The following is a 17,291-nucleotide window of genomic DNA, read 5'->3' as shown; positions in this document are numbered from 1 at the left end:
GACACCTCAGCCTTGCGGAGCAGCGGGCGCGTCAGCCGGTATCGCAGGCGCTCCGGCATTGGCGGCTGTCGCAGGGTTGGCCACGACTTCGGCGCTGAGTGCAGGGTCGTCCTTGCGCGGTGCGGCCGGCTGTATCTGGCCTACCCAGCCGACGATCTGCGAACCGAAAAGTTCAAGCGTTCCACCGTGTTCATTGCTGCTGAAGGAAAAACCCTGAGATGCATCGTGCTGGTTGCTGAATGCGCCGCTGCTGTCCGAATTGGAATGTTGGACCGATCCGCCGATACCGCACCAACCAACCTTGCCGCCATAGGAGGTGGAGCTGCTTTCCGTGTGTCCGCTAGCGCTGTCGACGGCGCTCTGGAATGCGCTGCCCATGCTGCCCCAGGAATTAGCGGTAATCTTCACGTTTCGAACAATCAGAAAACCCTTCGGGATCATCGGGAGCAGCTTGGGCACGTCGCCGATCTGACCTTCGATGGTCCCGTCGCTGATCGCATTCTTCTTCTGACCGGCGAGATACCAGCCGTCCATGTGGAAAAGGTCGCCAAGCAGCCATGGCCGTTCGATGCTGGCCATGAACCACTCGAATGTGACAGTTGCCGAAGAACTGCTGTCCTGATGCGACTGCCAGGAGGACTGGTCGGCATTCCAACCGTCGTTGTGGCTGGTCTCGCTGTGCGATGCATTGGCTGAGGCGCCGAAACCCAGAACGCTGTAGCCGACGCTGCCCGATGTTGATGACGACTCGTTGTTGTAGAAACTGTGTCCGAAGCTGTGTTGGCCGCCGCCACCGCTCGCCTGGTACTGTTTCGATGTGGCGGTGATTTTCATCACCCCGAAGTCATGGTTGGTGTGATCCCACCAGGAGACCGGATCGATATACGACCACGGCACCTTGATTGCCACGGCGCCACCGAGACCAACGCTATACTCGTCGTACATCTTGCGGGCCTTGGCAATCAGGGCGGCCGCGGCGCTGCCGCCGACGGACTGAAGGGTTGCAATCGCGTCGTCGATCTGTTGCCCGCCCATATCCTTGAAGTCGTTATAGGCTTGGTCGACGGCGTTCTGGTATCTGGCGCTGGTGACCGGCCATGCCTGTCCCTGGATAGGATCGGACATGGCTTGGGAGTAAGCGAGCGCGAACTCGCTGCGTGCATCTGCCAGCACCTTCTGGTTGTGTCTGTAGGCGGTGTGGCGCGGCGTATAGCCGGTAAAATTGCCGTCGGCATCCATCAGATACAATGTCTTCTGGGCATCGGCGATGCGTTTCTTGATATCGGTCGAGGGCTCAGGGATCGGTTCCGCCTGCATGCCGGCCAGGGCTGTGAAATACTCGATACTGACGGTTCGCTGGGGCCACGACACCGCAACCCCCTTGTTGGTGACCATCAACATGTCGTCAACCCGTTGAGCCGTGTTGAAGGCGCTGCTGATCGCCAATTGCAGCCTGGGATCTGGTGCCGGCATTGCGGCCAGCTGACCGGCCGGCGTCGCGGGCGTTCCGGCAGAAGGGGGAGCGGGTGGTGCTGAGAAAGCGCCCGTGGTGGAAACCGCGCCGTAGGCGCTGCCGCCGGCGGGCGTCCAGGGATTGGCATACATCTTCGGGTCGATCGGCTGGCCGACTGGAAGGTGCATGTAGACTGCCGAGCCAGACGGCGTGCCGTCGGGATTCACAAGCTGGGCCGCAACGGCGGTGTGTATCTGGTTCAGCGCGTCAAGCAGTGCTTGCGTGATGCCGCCGGTGACCTGAAGATCGTTACCAGGCATGAGAACTCTCCTTGTTTGTTGCGGCGTTGGACCATGGATCGTCACGCGGACGGGGAAAGACCAACGTCAGATTGCGGATGTGCAAAGCCCGCGCTCCGTCGATCCGGGAGCCCTGGCCCAAGAGCAAGTTACGTCTCGTTCAGACATCGGCCGAGCAGACAATCACCAGGTCAGGAATGCCCTTGCCGGGCCCAGCCGCCTCCTTGGCTGCCGAGCATCTCCCAGCCGAAGTCTGCGGCTGTGCCTTCCGGGCACGCGTCACTAGGGCGATGGCTTCCCGCGGACCTGTGCCTGTGACAAAACCCGTGAGTGTCTGAGCCGGCTAGGCATCGACAAGGTAATCGTGATACAGCGAGTGGATACTCCGGCCATTGTCGCGGGCCTGCAGAATTCTTTCCCATAGTCCGAGATGAACCTCGCCGGGAGCGCCTTGGTGGACCACTCCGTTGAGGAACCGGATATGCCGGCGAATGTTGTCGTCGAAAGAGAGGCCTGCCGTGCGAATGTCATCATCGCCAAGCCCCTCGTCGAAGCTTCCGCCTTGCAGCTCGTCCCTGACATGACCGGACACCGCTGACAGGAAGACTTCGAAGCTGACGCCTTCCGGCAGCCCGCCTGCGGTCTGCTGGACGTTGTAGAAGTCTCTGCTGATGTAGTCGTCCTGATTGTTCTCGTCGAGAACGTGGTTCATAATCTGCCAGGTCCGGTCGCCAGCTTCGTCGGCCGAACCCGCGAAAAGATTTAATATCCGGTATGCTCTATCCTGCCATGTAGACATGTTTTGATCCTCATCGGGCTGCTTGCATGCGCGGTTTCGCGAGCGGGGTAGCCCCTGCAGGGGCCGGACGAAGCGGTTGTTTGTTTTCGACGGATTGAGTTTCTCTGACCGCAGCTTACGGATGGCTTACAGATCGAAATTTTTTGGATTCATTCGCTCTGGAAGAAACCACACGCAAGTGGATTGCATCGAAAGCCCGGTTCCGCCGGTCTGTCACCCGCTCGCAGCGCGAGTAGTCTTGAACGCCGCTGGGGACACGCAGGTACGCTGCCCAAGCGCAGAGTCTATCGCTCCGGTCTCTCAGTGTTTCCGATCCCGGATTGCTGGTTAGACAAAACCGCCCCGCACACGATCGACCTGGGATTGCCCGTGAAGTTATCGGGCCGTGCAAAGAAGAGGTTCGGAGCACGCTGGCAAGACGCAGCTCACGGATGGCTTACGGGTTTTGGGCGTTCAAGATCTCAGATACGGACGCACCAGCGTGCGGATCACGTGTGAGGATTTGTATTCCCCGTTCGCTCCAACCGCCCTTTCGTAGCGCGAGAAGTCATCTACAGCTGCGGCAGGATCACTGCTGGACAGACGTTCCCTGATGAGGGCTTGGTACACTCTTTCCGAATCTGGGTAGTACTCGAGTGCTCTCAGATAGGCTTCTCGCGCCCGGAAACCTTCTCCGGCATTCTCCCAATGTCTTCCGACGTTGATCGCCAGGTCGATATAGCCGTCCCGAACCTTGTCGGCCACCGGTATCGCCCAAGACGGAAGAGAACCCGGTGACAGTGGCGGGCCGGGGAATCTCGCCAGAAGCTGTTCCTTTTCGGGGGCTGTCGTATCCCCTTTCCTGGAAAGACCGCGGTTGAGACGGGCTTCCCAATCAGCAAGGTCGACCCACACCTTATCCGGGGGCAGACTGATCCGCCCCTCCCTCTGGACGATGAAGTCGCCCTTGCCGAGCGTCTTGCGCAGGCGGTGAAGGGCTTGCTCGCACGCCGGTTTGGCTTGATCCCCGTCGAGATCGGGCCAAAGCCAGTCATGAATGCTTTCGAGGGGACAGGTCTGGTCGCGCGCCAGGGCGAGAACCCGCAGGATATCGAGGGCACGCGTCGGCGATTTCGATCCGAGATCGAATTGAGTTCCGTCGAGCTCGATCCTGAAGCCGCCCAGTACAAAGATCTTCAGTGGCCATGGCCATTTAGCAGGCCGTCTCATTGGCGGGACGAGACGCCGCGTCTGAATGACCGAATGGCAGAGATCCGCTTCAATTCCGCGGTCAAGTGCATCCGCCAGCAGTTCGGCGAGGAGATCGGGCAGGTTGAGTAGGATTGCAGACGGGTTGACGGCCCTCAGGGCTGCCATGAACTCCGTCAGTTTCTCTTCATAAGCGGCTCCGCCCCTCCATTTCTCTTCAAAAGCGGCAGCGGCAAGAATGCAAATCTTCACCCGTTCCCGCGGGCCGCCGTCCAGCCGATCGACGACATCTGCCAACAGCGAGGCGGCCTCAGCCGGTCTTCTGTCGGCGAGAAGAACCTGGAATTTGGTGACATAATGCGGCCAGCGCTCGACCATCGGCTCGTTCGCCTCTTCGATCGCGGTCATGAACGTGTCGCAATCCCTGTAGGCTTCGACGAAGCTGCCTTGCCGCGCATGCATGGCGGCTCGGCAATCTGCGACTACGGCCACCTGAGTTGTGAAGCGGCTGTCCGCGATTTCGCCGAGCCTTGTCACGAGATCTGCGAAGCCGGCGAAATCATTGCGCAGCTTGAGCAGCAGCTGGAGATGGTAGAGACCGCTGAACTCGACGCTTTTCAGGGCTTCCCTCTCGCCCATCTCGATCGCCTTGCGAAGGGCGTCTTCGGCCGAGGCATATGGAAACCCGCGCCTCGAGAATGAAAAATACCTGCCGCTGGCGGCGCCGAAAGAGACCAACCACATGCCAAGCACCCAAGGCGTCACCTTCGGGTCGTTCAATTCGGAAGCGACGCTGTCGACCGCCTGTTCGAAGATGTCCTGCCGCCCTGACCAGACCGCATGATCAACAAGGGCTTCACTGGCAAGCAATCTCAGGTCAACCGGAACTTCACCAGTCGGATTCGACAGCTGTTGCAGGAGCTCGTCGGCGATCTTCACTCCTGCCTGTGCGGTCTCCTCGTCGGCCTCGCCGTAGTCAACCGCGCGCAACATGCCGACACCAACCAGCATCCGCTCTCTCGGGACAAGATCGGGTTGCCTCCCGCGAAGGATGGCGGCTGCCCTTCGCGTCCACCCGTCCAGGCCCCCGTGCGTCCGCCAGCTGCTTGTCTTTACGAGCACGGCGCGGATTACGGTCAGCCACTGCCCCCGCAAATCGCCGTCCTTCTCGAACGCCTCCCAAGCCCGTGAGAACCATCGCTCGGCTGCGGCGTCGTCAGGAACGTGAGCGGCCCCGATCCAGTGGAGAAGCCAGCCTTCCAGTTCTTCAGCAGGAAATCTGGTGCCCCATTCGATCAAGGTAGCCCTGCGGCCTTGGGACAGCATCGCCTCGGCGTGCTCGATGACCAACTCGCGGGCAAGCGGCCAGGCTTCTGCTTGGAGAGCCATCGATACGGCAGCGTCGACCAATCCTGCGTCGCGCAGGACCCGAGCTGCCCTTTCGCGCAAACTTGCCTGCTCTTCCGGCGGCAGCCGCGCTTCGAAGAGCCTGGACAGGTAGTCGCGCAGGAGGTCGTGGAACTGGAATCCTCCGCCTCTGAGGCCTGTTCGGGTGACCAACAGCTGCATTTGAAAGAGCCGCTCCAGCACCGGGCCGCCGACTCTGGGTCCGAGCAAGGCGTCGGCAAGACCGGAATTGATTTCGGGAAGCAGATTAAGCTTCAACAGGGTGTTCTGGTCGTCGCCTGGAACGTTCTGCAGGAACAGTCTGCCGACCACCTCCTGGAAATTTCCCTGCCCCAGAGGCATGGCGCTCATCAACTGTGGGGTACTTGATTTCTGGTTGGCGATCATGACCAGGCCGACCGCCCACCCCTTGGCGGCGGCGACCTCGATCCCCTTCTCATGGCCTGGTTCCCTGAGACCGACGAGGCAGCGTGCTTCGTCCTCCGAGAATTCCAGTGCCGTCTGGCCGATGACCGGCAGCTTGCCTGCGAGCGCGAGTTCGGCCACGCCCCCACCAGGCAGTGTACGCGATATGCAGATGCACCGGACCGTGTTGGGCAATTCCCGCAGCAGGACAGCCAGAATTTCGCGGAATTCTGGTGTATCGGCACGGTGAATATCGTCGAGGACGATGACCGTGTCCGGCACCATCTGCGCCAAGTAAGCGCGGAAGAACAGACGCGCGAATGCAGCAGCATCCTCCGCATATTCGGTTCCGAAAACAGGAAGGCTGAGTTCCCGCGCCCCAGGCGACATCGCCAGATAGTAGAACAGCCGGGCGATATCCTGGTCCTCGTCATCGACGCGATACCAGACATGCGGAGCCCGCTTTTCCTGGAGGTAATCGATGACTGCGGTGGTCTTCCCGTATCCGCCAGGGGCAGCAATCCAGCACATGCCGGATTCCAGGCACCTGTCGACCAGTGCAGCAATGCGCGGCCGCCGCGAGATTCCCGCGGGTCTTGGCATTGAAAGTTTTGCTATCGTGCCGCCGTGCACCGCCGCATCCAGATCCACCAGGCTGCACTCTTATAGCAGATGATGGGCCGGGTGCGCGTCATTTCAGCATGTAAGCCAAACGTAAGCGCGGCTCGGTCACTGTCGGCATCGTTCCAACTCATGGAGGAAACCATGCCGACCGCAACCGTTCAAACCATCTATTGTGTCCAGCCCGCCACCGGAACCGACTTCGCGGCCAACCAGGCGCTAGTCGACGCCATCATGGGCCTGACGCCGCAATTCATCCAGAACGACTTCGCCGGCAGCCTGCTGCAAGGGATCAAGTCACTGCCAAGCGTTCTTGGAGCGATCGACGCCATACGGGCCGATCCGGACAACCTGTTCATCACCACCGGGACTGAAGGCAATGTCGATGACGCTGTCTGGCCCTCTCCCGGAGCCACCAGGGAAGTCAATGCGGACCAGTCGTTCGAACCTGGCCTCGTGCTGCCGTTCGAGTATAGCCAGAATCTCTCTCTTTGGGATGAAGACGGCCCTCTTAATGGCAACGATCCACTCGGCTCCGTCACCATGGACAAGGAAGAACAAGGCATGGGTCCAATCGCTAAGATCGCCCGCTCAGCGATTGAGGGTTCGGCCTACTACGTCATTTACCGGATTGACTGACCGCGCGACAAGCATCGGGTGATGTCCACGGTCGCCGACAACACCTCAGCGACCAGAAAGCAGCGGGCCGTGACCACCCCGTAAGCCATTCGTAAGCTCGGGCAGGTGAGCATTCCGTCTCGCAACAAGTTGATGGAGCAATGACCATGCGTCCCTACTCTCTGAACATAAGCCGCATCAAATGTCATTCGACGAACGACTATACAGGTTCTGACGACCTTGTTGGAGTGATGGGTCCTGTTCGCTTCCCGATTGGATCCTTCACTCCGGGAAACGACTACAATCTCGACATCAAACAGATCGTTCCAGCCGGTGAATTCTACCTTAATATTATCGAGACCGACCTTTCAGGCGATGACGAGATAGGGATGATCGACCTGTCCGCGATCATGGATTTCCAAACCGTGAAAAACGTGCAGGGCGCGGATGCCAGTTACGACATCACCATCCTCGTCCAATCCGTATCAGACTAGCTCTAGCATGCGCGATCCGCACTCGAAGCAGGATCGCGCCTGCTCCGCCTTGGATGTCTGGTGCCTCCGGCGAGGGTGGCCTCTCCGCGCCAGGAACTGCTCCGAACTCAAGCTCGGCGAGCGATCCGGTTCCGATCGAGCTTCTTGACATGCATGGATCGGTTCCGGTCGGACCGTTCTTTGAAGACCTTGCAGAGAAGGTCATGGACATCAAAGACGTCTGGGAGCTGTTCCCGGGGCGGAGCGCCCGGCCCTGTAATTTTGGTTCCGAAACGGGAACTCGACAGATGGCTTGGGGTAGCGCCTCCCGACGACGCTTGAGCCTTCCTGCTAGGAATGTGGGGAGGACGCCGCCAACTAGCCCCTTAGACTGCACTCTGGCGGCCAGATAGAATCATGCAGATTATACTCAGCTGAACTGGTTTATTTAAGAGTAATGCCAATAGGCCCATCAGGAGATTGAAATGCTTACTCAAGTAACCGTACCTTACTCTCCCGGCTACGACTATGGAAAAGGTGTCGATCTTGCGACGGGTAGTCCGATGGGTCATGTCGTCGATGGCGCATTTTCCGGCGTCGACGATGCAATGGGGTCCATATCTTCATTCGACATACGCCGTATTCACACCACCGCCGAACTCGAAAAGTCGCTGAGCATCAATGTCGAAGCGAGCGGCGGGTGCGGGTGCTTCTCCGCGTCCGGAAGGTTTGACTTCGCCCAAAGTTCCAAGATCCAGTGCAGTTCCCTGTTCCTGCTCATCTCCGCCAAAGTAACGCTGCCCTTTCACGGCATCGACGAACCAAAGCTGAGCGGCTCGGCGGCGGCGATATCGAGCAATCCCGAGCTCTTCCAATCACGCTACGGGAACATGTTCGTGAACGGGGTAGGACGCGGCGGGATGTTCCTGGCCCTCCTGCAGATGGATACAGCCAGTTCCGAGGAGGCCCAAGCCGTTTCGATGGAGTTGTCGGGGTCCTACGGGCTGTTTTCTACCGACGCCAAGATGAAAATGGAGAGCATGCAGAGGCATTTCCATGAAGACGTGCGCACGACCGTCTACCACGAAGGCGGCCCGATCAATCTGATCATGGGGGACGTAACGGATCCCAGCCAGATGTATGGGCTTCTCCAGCAATGGCTGAACGCATTCCAGACCGATCCGAACGCCAATGCCGTTCCTTATTTCGTCACCCTAGCTCCAATCTCCATCGCAGATGGACCGATCCCGCCGAACGCAGCGCAGGTCCGGCAAGCCCAGGATGTTCTGGTTGAGTGCGCGAAGGAGCGCAGCAGCCGGCTAGACCAGATGAACCTGATGGACTTCATTACGCTCAATCCAGGCAAGTTCACCTTCACGGCACCGACAACCCTGCAGATGGTTCAGGAGGCATTCCGTGGTTTCCAAGTCGATATAGACATCATCGCGCAAGCCGCCGCCGCGGCGATCAACGATCCTAAAACAGCGTGCCTGCCGGTTGATTTCGCCGCGAAGCAGACGCCGGCCCGGCGTTTCCCGCAAGGGCTGACGCCCGATCCATTTCCGGAAGGCGCGAAGGGGCTGAAAAGCGTTTATGCAGACAAGGGAAAAATGATGGTCAGCCGCGACGCGTTGTTGAGCGGGATGCGAGAACTAGAGCCAGACGGCCCCGCCAAGACCGGGTTTGATATTGGCGTCGCGATGCCCGGAGCAGACACGTTATGGGGCCCGGGAAAGCAGCTTTTCATGGATGGCCTTGATGCTGACGAGCGCGTTGGCTGCGAGGATTCAGCGTTCTTCATTGTCGCCCGGAATGCGCAACTCGGCCTCGCGACCGTCGGCGCGAAGATCGCGGAGAAGACCTCGACGGATGCCTTTAAGGCTGCCCGCACTGCAGAGCCGCCCGGCATGTACACTCTGGGCTTCGACATCGCCTCGGGCCTCTTCGGCGACGCGAGGCTCGGCGCGCGCGGCCACACCGCACGGGGCCCCGGATCCCTGGGGATCAGGGCAGCCCTCGACCCGAGAGGTCAGCGCGGCTTTGATGCAGCGATGACGCTGTACTCGGTTGCCTGACGACGGGAGCGTCTGATCAACAGGCCAGAGAGCACATTCTCGTTTCACTGCTCAAGCCTGTCAGGCACCGAAAACCACCAGATCGGCCAGCTTGAAGAGCGAGCGCAGGCTTGATTGGAACGGCTGGAGACTCGGCGCCCGTCGGTTCAATGCGTCAAATTTTCGTCTGGACGGGCTGCTGAGCCCAATGGGATCATTTCTGGTTCGGTGAGCGGGATGTGCAGAAGCGCACCATCCCGCGATTTTGCCAACTCGCGCCGGGCGTTCGTTATGGCCGGTCGGCTCGCCAACCCAGCCGCGACTCGATGCGGCGCGCACTGGTCTTGACCATCGTAATCAAATCCGGGTTCTTTTGCTTCAGCTTCATATCCGGGACGACGATCGAGATCGTCGCACGGCAGGCTCCTTGATTGTCACGGATGGGAGCCGCAATGCAGGCAACTGAAAAGTCAGATTCACCAGCCTGGATGGACAGGCCCAGCTCCAGTGCTGTGGCGGCCGCCCGAGCGAGCACATCCTCGTCCGTCTCGGCTCGACCGGTCGGAGAGGCGATCGCGGATCGGGCGAAAATGGCGCGGCGTTCGGCTTCCGGCAAATGGCCGACGAGCAGCCGGCCCGACGCGGTCCAGTTCAGCGGCGTCCGGGTCCCGACGCGAGATGTAACCTGGAAATGATCTTTGCCCTCTTCCATCGCAAGCACGACCATATGGTCACCGTCACGGCCGCATAGCTGGATCGTCTCTTTCGAACTCTGAGCCAGTTCGTGCATCTCCTGCGTTGCCACATTGAGCAGGTCCAATGTGCGAGCGTAGGTCAGGCCGTACTGATAGAGCCGCGGACCCAGCCAGAGCAGGCCGCCGTCCTTGCGGTCCAGCAGTTCCTTTTCGACCAGATCGTCGACGATGACGTAGATCGTCGACAGGGGGGCGCCGATGTCGTGCGCTATCTCATATGCAGTTGCTGGCCGCCCCTGCTTTTGCAGATAGTCGAGTATCTGCAGCGCACGGTCGATACCGCTGGTGCGCGAGCGGCGGGGTTCCCGCGGGTCTTCGGCGGGGTTCAGGTGCAGGTCGGGCGCTATCGTGGGCATGGCATTCTCGGTTTTGCGGGCACTGTAAGGCAGCCGGGGCATTTACCACAGCCAGCCTCAATCCGGCCAGTTGAGGATCGCAGCCTCGCGGGCCATGAGACGCTCGTTCCATGGTGTGGCGATGATCGCATTCGACTTGCGCGCGCCATCAAGCTCCTCGGCAAGCCGTGCCGCCACAATGAATTCTTCGTCGGGATGCAAATTGCATGGATCGAGGAAGAAATAGCCGTGCTCGACTTCATGATCGCGGACGACCACCGGCGGATTGCCAGCTGCCAGCCGGTCGGCCAGATCCCAGGCTGTAATGCGCGATTCGGCGGCATTCACCCACACCTTCAAGCGATCGAGCGGATTGCTGGTCGGGTCGGGTACGATAGCGGCGGTGACGCCAGGCCGCCCCTCGAGTGCTTGCGCCCAGCAGTCGAGCGCTCGGCGTTCGCGAGCGCGAATACCCGCATGGTCACGCGTTTTCCAGGCCTGGAGAGCAGCGAGCGCACCGACGATGCCTTCCTTGCCGACCTTCATGCCGCGCCCGATGCCCCGGTTCTGCAAGTAGACGTCGCGCACCCGCGCCTTCGTGCCTGCGACGATACCGGATGTCGGGCCGCCCAGGAATTTGTGACCCGAATACAGCACCAGATCGGCTCCGCTGGCGAGAAAGCCCGCCAGATCGTATTCGGACGCTGCGTCGACGATGACCGGGACCCCGCGTGCACGGGCGGTTTCGACGAACATCTTCAGCGGGATTTGCCCATACTCGACGACATGGTGCGACACGACGTAGATTGCTGCAGCAGTGCGCTCGGTGATAGCGCCTGAGAGCTGATACGCCGAGGCGCTGGTCGCCTGACCGACCGGCACGACCTTGGCGCCGGCGAGACGGATCGCCTGTTCGATCGGTGCGCCGTAGCTGACCATGTGGCCGGACTGGATGACGATCTCGTCTTTCAGTCCAGCGGTATCCGGCAGCCGTTCGATCGCGGCAAGGTCCGGGCCCGTCATGCTGGCCGCCACGGCCAGGCTGATTGCCGCGGAACAGGAGGCGGTGATGAAACCGGCCTCCGCGCCCGTCAATTCGGCGATCACGGCGCTGGCCTTGCGATGCAGATCGGCCATTTCGACAAACTCGGTGAGAATGCCGGACACAGCCTCGACAGCCGTGGGAACGACAATGGAGGCGCCGAGCGAGGTCATCGTGCCTGAGACGTTGATGACGGGCCTGAGGCCCAACTGGCTGCGGATATCTTCGACAGGCATGGTCTTGTGCTCCGACTATTCGATGCGACTAATCAACGGCGATGACGGCTTCAATTTCGACGCTGATCCCTCCCGGCAGTGATCCGTGACCGACCGCAGAGCGGGCATGGGTGCCGCGCTCGCCGAAAACGTCGATGAGCAGGTCCGAGCAGCCGTTGATCACTGCGGGGTGGTCGGCGAAATCCGGCGTGGCGTTTACCATGCCGAACAGCTTTACCACACGTCGCACGCGGCACAGATCGCCGAGCGCTGCCTGCATGACGGCAATGAGGTTGACACCGGTCAGCCGCGCATGGGCATAGGCCTGATCGACCGTCACGTCGGCACCGACCTTGCCTGTATAGACCCGGCCGTCGGCCTCACTCGGCCCCTGGCCGGATAGGAACAGCAGCTTGCCCTCCTGCACGTGTGTGACAAAATTGGCGATCGGCGGCGGCGCCTCGGGCAGCGTTATTCCAAGCGCCAAAAGCCGGTCGTAGGGCGTGCTTTCCGGTCGCTTCATGAGCTCGGAAAAAGTCATACACAGACTCCAATCAGATCGTTTTTTCGTTGTGCCGGATGCAGGCCACGTGATGCCCGCCGCCGATATCGTCGACGGGCGGAATGATCCCGGCGCAGGCGGCAATTGCCTCCGGACAGCGCGTGCGGAAGACACAGCCGGAAGGCGGGTCAATCGGGCTTGGGATATCACCATGCAAGGCGACGTGGGTGCGGCGGCGGGTCGGGTCGGGCACGGGTGCTGTCGCCAGCAATGCCCTGGTGTATGGGTGCCGCGGCGCGGCGTAGAGAAGACGGCTCGGACCACGCTCCATGACGCGCCCGAGATACATCACCACCACTTCGTCGCAAAGGTATTCGACCACCGAGAGGTCATGCGCGATGAACAGCAGCGTCAGGCCGAGCCGCTTTTGCAACTCGCCGAGCAAGTTGAGCACCTGCGCCTGCACGGACACGTCAAGCGCCGAGACCGGCTCGTCGGCGACGACGAATTCCGGCTCGACGGCGAGCGCGCGCGCAATGCCGATGCGCTGGCGCTGGCCGCCGGAGAATTCGTGCGGGTAGCGCGTGGCGTGATCAGGCGACAGGCCGACCAGGGTCAGCAGTTCGGCGACCCTGTCGGCACGTCGCTTGCCTCGCGGAAAGCCGCGCGCGTCGAGGGCCTCGCCGATGATGGCGGCGATGCGCATGCGCGGGTTGAGGCTGGAGAATGGATCCTGGAACACGATCTGCAGCTTTTGCCGGTAGCTGCGCATTTCACGTGCGGACAGCGAAAACAGATCGACGCCGTCGAACAGCGCTTTGCCTCTGGTCGGCTCCACCAGCCTGAGGATGGCGCGCCCGGCGGTGGTCTTGCCAGAGCCGGACTCGCCGACCAGCCCGACCGTCGAGCCGCGTCCGACATCGAAGCTGACATCCTCGACAGCATGAACGATGCGGCCATTGCGGGCGGGAAAGTGCTTTGTCAGACCCTGCACGCTGAGCAATGGCGCAGTCGCCGCACGACTTGGTATCACCCCGGCGCTCACAGCTCTGCACTCCTGATGCAACGGGAAGCGCCATGCGGCCCTGCCGGCATTAATGGCGGCGGTGCCGCGCGACAGGGCGCAATGGCGAAGTCACAGCGCGGCTCGAAGGCGCAACCCGGCGGCAATGCGGTGATCGGCGGCACGCTGCCGGGAATGGAATAGAGCGCCCGGCGCTTGCCGTTGTCACCGATGTCGCGCGCGGCATTGGGCGTACAGGCCAGCAGCCCCCTCGTGTAGGGATGGCGCTGGTGCGCAAACAGGTCGTTGACCGGTGCCTGCTCGACGACACGGCCGCCATACATGACGACGACATCATGGGCGATCTCGGCGACGACACCAAGATTGTGGGTGATGAAAAGGATCGACATGCCCATCTCGACCTGCAGGCGACGCAAGAGATCAAGGATCTGCGCCTGGATGGTGACGTCGAGGGCCGTAGTCGGCTCGTCGGCGATCAGCAGCGACGGACTGCAGGCGAGTGCCATGGCGATCATGACGCGCTGGCGCATGCCGCCGGACATCTGGTGCGGATAGTCGTCGAGCCGCGAGACGGCGTCCGGAATCTCGACATGCTTCAGCATGGCGAGCGCACGGCTGCGCGCTTGCTCCCGGGTCACCGGCTCGTGCACCGCGATCATTTCGCCGATCTGATCGCCAACCGTGAAGAGCGGGTTGAGGCTGGTCATCGGCTCCTGGAAAATCATCGCGATTTCCCGACCGCGGACCTTGCGGAATTCCTTCTGAGTAAATCCGGCGAGGTCGTGGACACGCTCCTGCCGGTCGCGGAACAATATCTGGCCGCCGGCGATCCTTCCGGGCCGTGACAGCAGGCCCATGATCGACAGGCTGGTCACCGACTTGCCGGAACCGGATTCTCCGACCACGGCCAGCGTCTTGCCGTGCTTCAGGTCGAAGGTGACGCCATCGACCGCCTTGGCGGTAGGACGGCGGGTCTGAAACCAGGTCCGCAAGTCCCGAACCGACAGGATGACGTCGCTGGCGATCGCGCCGCTCATGATTTCCACCCGCAATGCGGACAGACGTGCACACTGCCCGCAGAACCTTCCGGCGGCAGGTGGCGGTGGGCAATGATCGCCTCGGCACCGAGGATAGCGTGGCGAGGCTCGAACAGCCGGTGCAGCGTGCTTGTCGCCCCTTGCGAATCCTTCACGGTGAGCTCGGCGTCGGCGAGGTCGAACAAAGTGAATTCTGCCGGCCTGCCCTTTTCCAGCAGTCCGTCGGCGGGCAACCGGATGGCGCGGCGCGGCGCCGTCGTCGAGGCCGTCACCACATCGTCGAATGCCATGCCGAGCGACAACAGCTTCGACATGGTGGTTGCCATATCCCACACCGCGCCGTCGAGCGAGCGGTTGTGCAGATCGGTCGAGATCGTCTTCGGCGGCAGACCGCGCTCGAGCGCCGCCTTGGCGACATCGAAGGAGAACGAGGCGCCGCCGTGGCCGACATCAAGCACAATGCCGCGCTGCGCCGCATCCTCGGCGAGCCGATAAAGATCGTCGTCCTCGATGATCGAGCCGCCGGCCTTGCCATTGAAGCAATGAGTGACGATGTCGCCTTCGCTCAGCAGGCCGAGAACATCGTCATAGAGTGGCGGCGGCTCACCAACGTGCACCATCAGCGGCAGCTTGAGGATGCGGCCGAGCTTCTTCGCCAGCCGGACCGGCGTCAGGTCCCAGCCGCCGGTAATGACGTGGCTGGCACGCACCTTCAGTCCGACGATGACGTCGCGGTTGGCCTCGACGGTTGCAATGGTGCGGTCGATGTCGATCGAGCGCATGTCGGTCAGCTCGCTGACACGGTTGCAGGCGACGAGACCGATCGAACCTATGTTCAGGAAGGCGTATATATTCTCTCGCGCCGGCTCTATGATGAACTCGCGAAAGCCGTGGAAATTGGCTTCGCCGGCTGAGCCGGCATCGACCATCGTGGTGACGCCTCGGGCGGCGCCACATTGCTGCGGCCGCAGCGAAATGTCGGTGCCGCCGTACCAGACATGCACGTGAAGATCGGTCCAGCCGGGCGACAGGAACGCGCCATTGGCGTCAAGCATCTTCACATCCTCGCCGGCGGCAATGGTCGAACCGGTTTCGGCGATACGGCCATTCTTGCCGATCAGCACGTCGATCGTCTGGCCAAATTCGCCGCCGAAGCCGACTGGTTTTGCGCCCCGGATCAACAGCGGCCTTTCGGTTTGGGAAGAGCGATTGCTGAACATCAGATGTCCTTTGCCAGACGAGGGTCGAGAAGATCGCGCAAGCCGTCGCCGACGAGCTGCAGCGACAGCACGGTGATGACGATGGCGCCGCCCGGAAACATCATGATCCAGCCGGCCTGATCCATGTATTGACGGCCGGTGGCGATCATTGTGCCCCAGGTCGGGATGTCGGGCGATATGCCAACGCCGAGGAAGGACAGACCGGCCTCTGCCAGGATGGCGTTGGCGAAGATGAAGGTTGCCTGCACCAGCAATGGAGAGGTGACGTTGCGCAGTACGTGCCGCACCAGGATAATCGGGGTCGGCACGCCGAGTGCGCGGGCCGCCTCGACATAGGGCAGTTCGCGAATGACCAGCGTCGAGGCGCGCACGACGCGTGCGAGCCGCGGCGCATAAACCACGCCGAGGGCGACCACGACATTGACGGCGGTAGCGCCAAGTGCGGCCACGAGCGCAATTGCGAGCAATATGTCGGGAAAAGCCATCATGGCGTCGATCAACCGCGACACCGGCGCGTCGAGCCTTCTGAAGAAGCCGGAAGTCAGTCCCAAAACGACACCGATGATCGAGGCGAAGATCACGACAGCAAAGCCGACCGCCAGCGAAGTGCGCGCGGCGTAGAGCATGCGGGTAAAGATATCGCGCCCAAGATCGTCGGTGCCGAACAGGTGGTCGAGGCTCGGCGGATGCAGGCGACTGGCAATGGAGAGCTTGGTCGGTGCGTAGGGGGCGATGACCGGCGCGAGGATCGCGGCGAGCACGATGGCGATCAGTACGGCGATGCCCACCGCCGCCGTCGGCCGGGTCGTCAGCCGCGAAAGCATATTTGGCTCCGCCTGGAGCGGCACCGAGATAGCGGCCATCAGTAGCGAACCCTCGGATCGACAGCCAGATAGAGCATGTCGATGGCGAAATTGACCAGGACGTACAGCCCGGCAATGACCAGCAGCGCGCCTTGGATAACCGGATAGTCGCGCCGTAACACCGCCGAGACGACCAAGCTGCCGACGCCGGGCAGACCGAACACCGTCTCGGTCACCACCGCACCGGAGATGAGCAGTGCCGCGGTCAGGCCGATGACGGTGAGGATGGGGATCAAGGCATTTCTGAAGGCATGCTTCAGCACCACACGCCATTCGCTCATGCCTTTGGACCGGGCGGTCCGCACATAGTCGTCATTGAGCACGTCGAGCATCGAGGCGCGCGTGAAGCGGGTGATCAATGCCGAGCTTATGAGACCGAGCGCCAGCGCCGGCAGCACCAGATGATCAAGCCGGTCGGCAAACGAAGCTCCCGGCCCGCCATAGCCGGATGTGTCGAACCAGCCGAGCTTCACGGCGAAGAACTGAATGAACAAAAGACCGAGCCAGAAGCTCGGCACGCTGGCTGCGAACATGGCAATGGTAGTTGCCGCCTGGTCGAAGATAGAGCCGCGCTTATAGGCCGACAGGATTCCGACCGGCAGCGCGATGAGCGTCGCGATCACCAGGGAGAAGACGGTGAGAAAAAAGGTCGGTTCGGCGCGTTGGGCGAGCGCGGTCGTGACCGGCTCGCCGAGGAAGATCGACTGGCCGAAGTCGCCTTGGACGACATCGAGAACGTAGCGCCCGAACTGTTCGAGGATGGAACCGTCGAGCCCGAGCTTGGACCGCAGCGCGGTTATATCGGCGGCCGTGGCGTCTGGACCCAGCATAACTGCCGCCGGATCGCCGGGCGTCACCCGTACGATGACGAACACGATCGTGACGACCAGCGCCATGACGACGATCATGCCGAGAAGTCTGTTGAGGATTGAGCGCAGCATCTGCGTTATAGTCCCTGAGCAATCACCGAACGGTTTGCCG

General features: G+C 61.6%; 14 protein-coding genes. 3 read left to right on the top strand and 11 right to left on the bottom strand.

Translation table 11 applies throughout. From position 1 onward, the window contains the following. Window positions 1-6: 6 nt before the first annotated feature. The 3 genes from NKH37_RS08340 to NKH37_RS08330 all read right to left on the bottom strand — a co-directional run bounded on the left by NKH37_RS08340 (window position 7) and on the right by NKH37_RS08330 (window position 6,082). Window positions 7-1,818, bottom strand: coding sequence for a hypothetical protein (locus NKH37_RS08340; RefSeq protein WP_156948049.1), 1,812 nt, complete (start codon window positions 1,816-1,818; stop codon window positions 7-9). A 277-nt stretch (window positions 1,819-2,095) separates the two neighbouring features. After that, window positions 2,096-2,464 carry a hypothetical protein gene (locus tag NKH37_RS08335; protein ID WP_156948050.1) on the bottom strand — a complete coding sequence of 123 codons (369 nt, stop codon included), beginning with the start codon at window positions 2,462-2,464 and terminating at the stop codon, window positions 2,096-2,098. A 540-nt stretch (window positions 2,465-3,004) separates the two neighbouring features. After that, window positions 3,005-6,082: an AfsR/SARP family transcriptional regulator gene (locus NKH37_RS08330; protein ID WP_156948051.1), complete on the bottom strand. Its 3,078-nt coding sequence runs from the start codon at window positions 6,080-6,082 to the stop codon at window positions 3,005-3,007. A gap of 234 nt (window positions 6,083-6,316) precedes the next feature. Here NKH37_RS08330 and NKH37_RS08325 point away from each other — a divergent pair, with 234 nt between their 5' ends. From NKH37_RS08325 to NKH37_RS08315, 3 genes are all read left to right on the top strand, one after another. After that, entirely contained in the window at window positions 6,317-6,811 is a 495-nt protein-coding gene (locus NKH37_RS08325) for a hypothetical protein (protein ID WP_031193811.1), read from the top strand. 140 nt (window positions 6,812-6,951) lie between these two features. Then, window positions 6,952-7,284: a hypothetical protein gene (locus NKH37_RS08320; protein WP_023718481.1), complete on the top strand. Its 333-nt coding sequence runs from the start codon at window positions 6,952-6,954 to the stop codon at window positions 7,282-7,284. 464 nt (window positions 7,285-7,748) lie between these two features. Continuing rightward, complete coding sequence (locus NKH37_RS08315; RefSeq protein ID WP_353005113.1) at window positions 7,749-9,338, top strand: hypothetical protein; 1,590 nt, start codon at window positions 7,749-7,751, stop codon at window positions 9,336-9,338. 268 nt (window positions 9,339-9,606) lie between these two features. Here the strand turns inward: NKH37_RS08315 and NKH37_RS08310 are convergent, their stop codons facing one another. Genes NKH37_RS08310 through NKH37_RS08275 form a run of 8 tightly spaced genes read right to left on the bottom strand, consistent with a single transcriptional unit; the run spans window position 9,607 to window position 17,251 of the window. Beyond that, window positions 9,607-10,428: an IclR family transcriptional regulator gene (locus NKH37_RS08310; protein WP_352910051.1), complete on the bottom strand. Its 822-nt coding sequence runs from the start codon at window positions 10,426-10,428 to the stop codon at window positions 9,607-9,609. A 57-nt stretch (window positions 10,429-10,485) separates the two neighbouring features. After that, the gene (locus NKH37_RS08305; RefSeq protein ID WP_352910053.1) at window positions 10,486-11,685 is read right to left on the bottom strand and encodes an aminotransferase class V-fold PLP-dependent enzyme; all 1,200 of its coding nucleotides are present in this window, start codon (window positions 11,683-11,685) and stop codon (window positions 10,486-10,488) included. Between the two features lie 28 nt (window positions 11,686-11,713). Then, entirely contained in the window at window positions 11,714-12,205 is a 492-nt protein-coding gene (locus NKH37_RS08300) for a RidA family protein (protein ID WP_352639600.1), read from the bottom strand. A gap of 13 nt (window positions 12,206-12,218) precedes the next feature. Then, window positions 12,219-13,211 (bottom strand): ABC transporter ATP-binding protein, encoded by a 993-nt coding sequence (locus NKH37_RS08295; protein WP_353005110.1) that lies wholly within the window; start codon window positions 13,209-13,211, stop codon window positions 12,219-12,221. Beyond that, the gene (locus NKH37_RS08290) at window positions 13,208-14,227 is read right to left on the bottom strand and encodes an ABC transporter ATP-binding protein (RefSeq protein ID WP_353005109.1); all 1,020 of its coding nucleotides are present in this window, start codon (window positions 14,225-14,227) and stop codon (window positions 13,208-13,210) included. Before NKH37_RS08290 ends, NKH37_RS08295 begins: the two co-directional genes overlap by 4 nt. Beyond that, the gene (locus NKH37_RS08285; protein ID WP_353005108.1) at window positions 14,224-15,447 is read right to left on the bottom strand and encodes an amidohydrolase/deacetylase family metallohydrolase; all 1,224 of its coding nucleotides are present in this window, start codon (window positions 15,445-15,447) and stop codon (window positions 14,224-14,226) included. The genes NKH37_RS08290 and NKH37_RS08285 overlap by 4 nt, the downstream gene beginning before the upstream one ends. Continuing rightward, the gene (locus NKH37_RS08280; protein ID WP_353005106.1) at window positions 15,447-16,310 is read right to left on the bottom strand and encodes an ABC transporter permease; all 864 of its coding nucleotides are present in this window, start codon (window positions 16,308-16,310) and stop codon (window positions 15,447-15,449) included. The genes NKH37_RS08285 and NKH37_RS08280 overlap by 1 nt, the downstream gene beginning before the upstream one ends. Continuing rightward, window positions 16,310-17,251 carry an ABC transporter permease gene (locus NKH37_RS08275; protein ID WP_353005104.1) on the bottom strand — a complete coding sequence of 314 codons (942 nt, stop codon included), beginning with the start codon at window positions 17,249-17,251 and terminating at the stop codon, window positions 16,310-16,312. The genes NKH37_RS08280 and NKH37_RS08275 overlap by 1 nt, the downstream gene beginning before the upstream one ends. Window positions 17,252-17,291: the final 40 nt, after the last annotated feature.

The organism is Mesorhizobium sp. M1217 (assembly GCF_040318275.1).
Classification (GTDB): domain Bacteria; phylum Pseudomonadota; class Alphaproteobacteria; order Rhizobiales; family Rhizobiaceae; genus Mesorhizobium.
The sequence above is the reverse complement of the archived record's forward strand: the minus strand, read 5'-3'. Positions and strand labels throughout refer to the sequence as shown.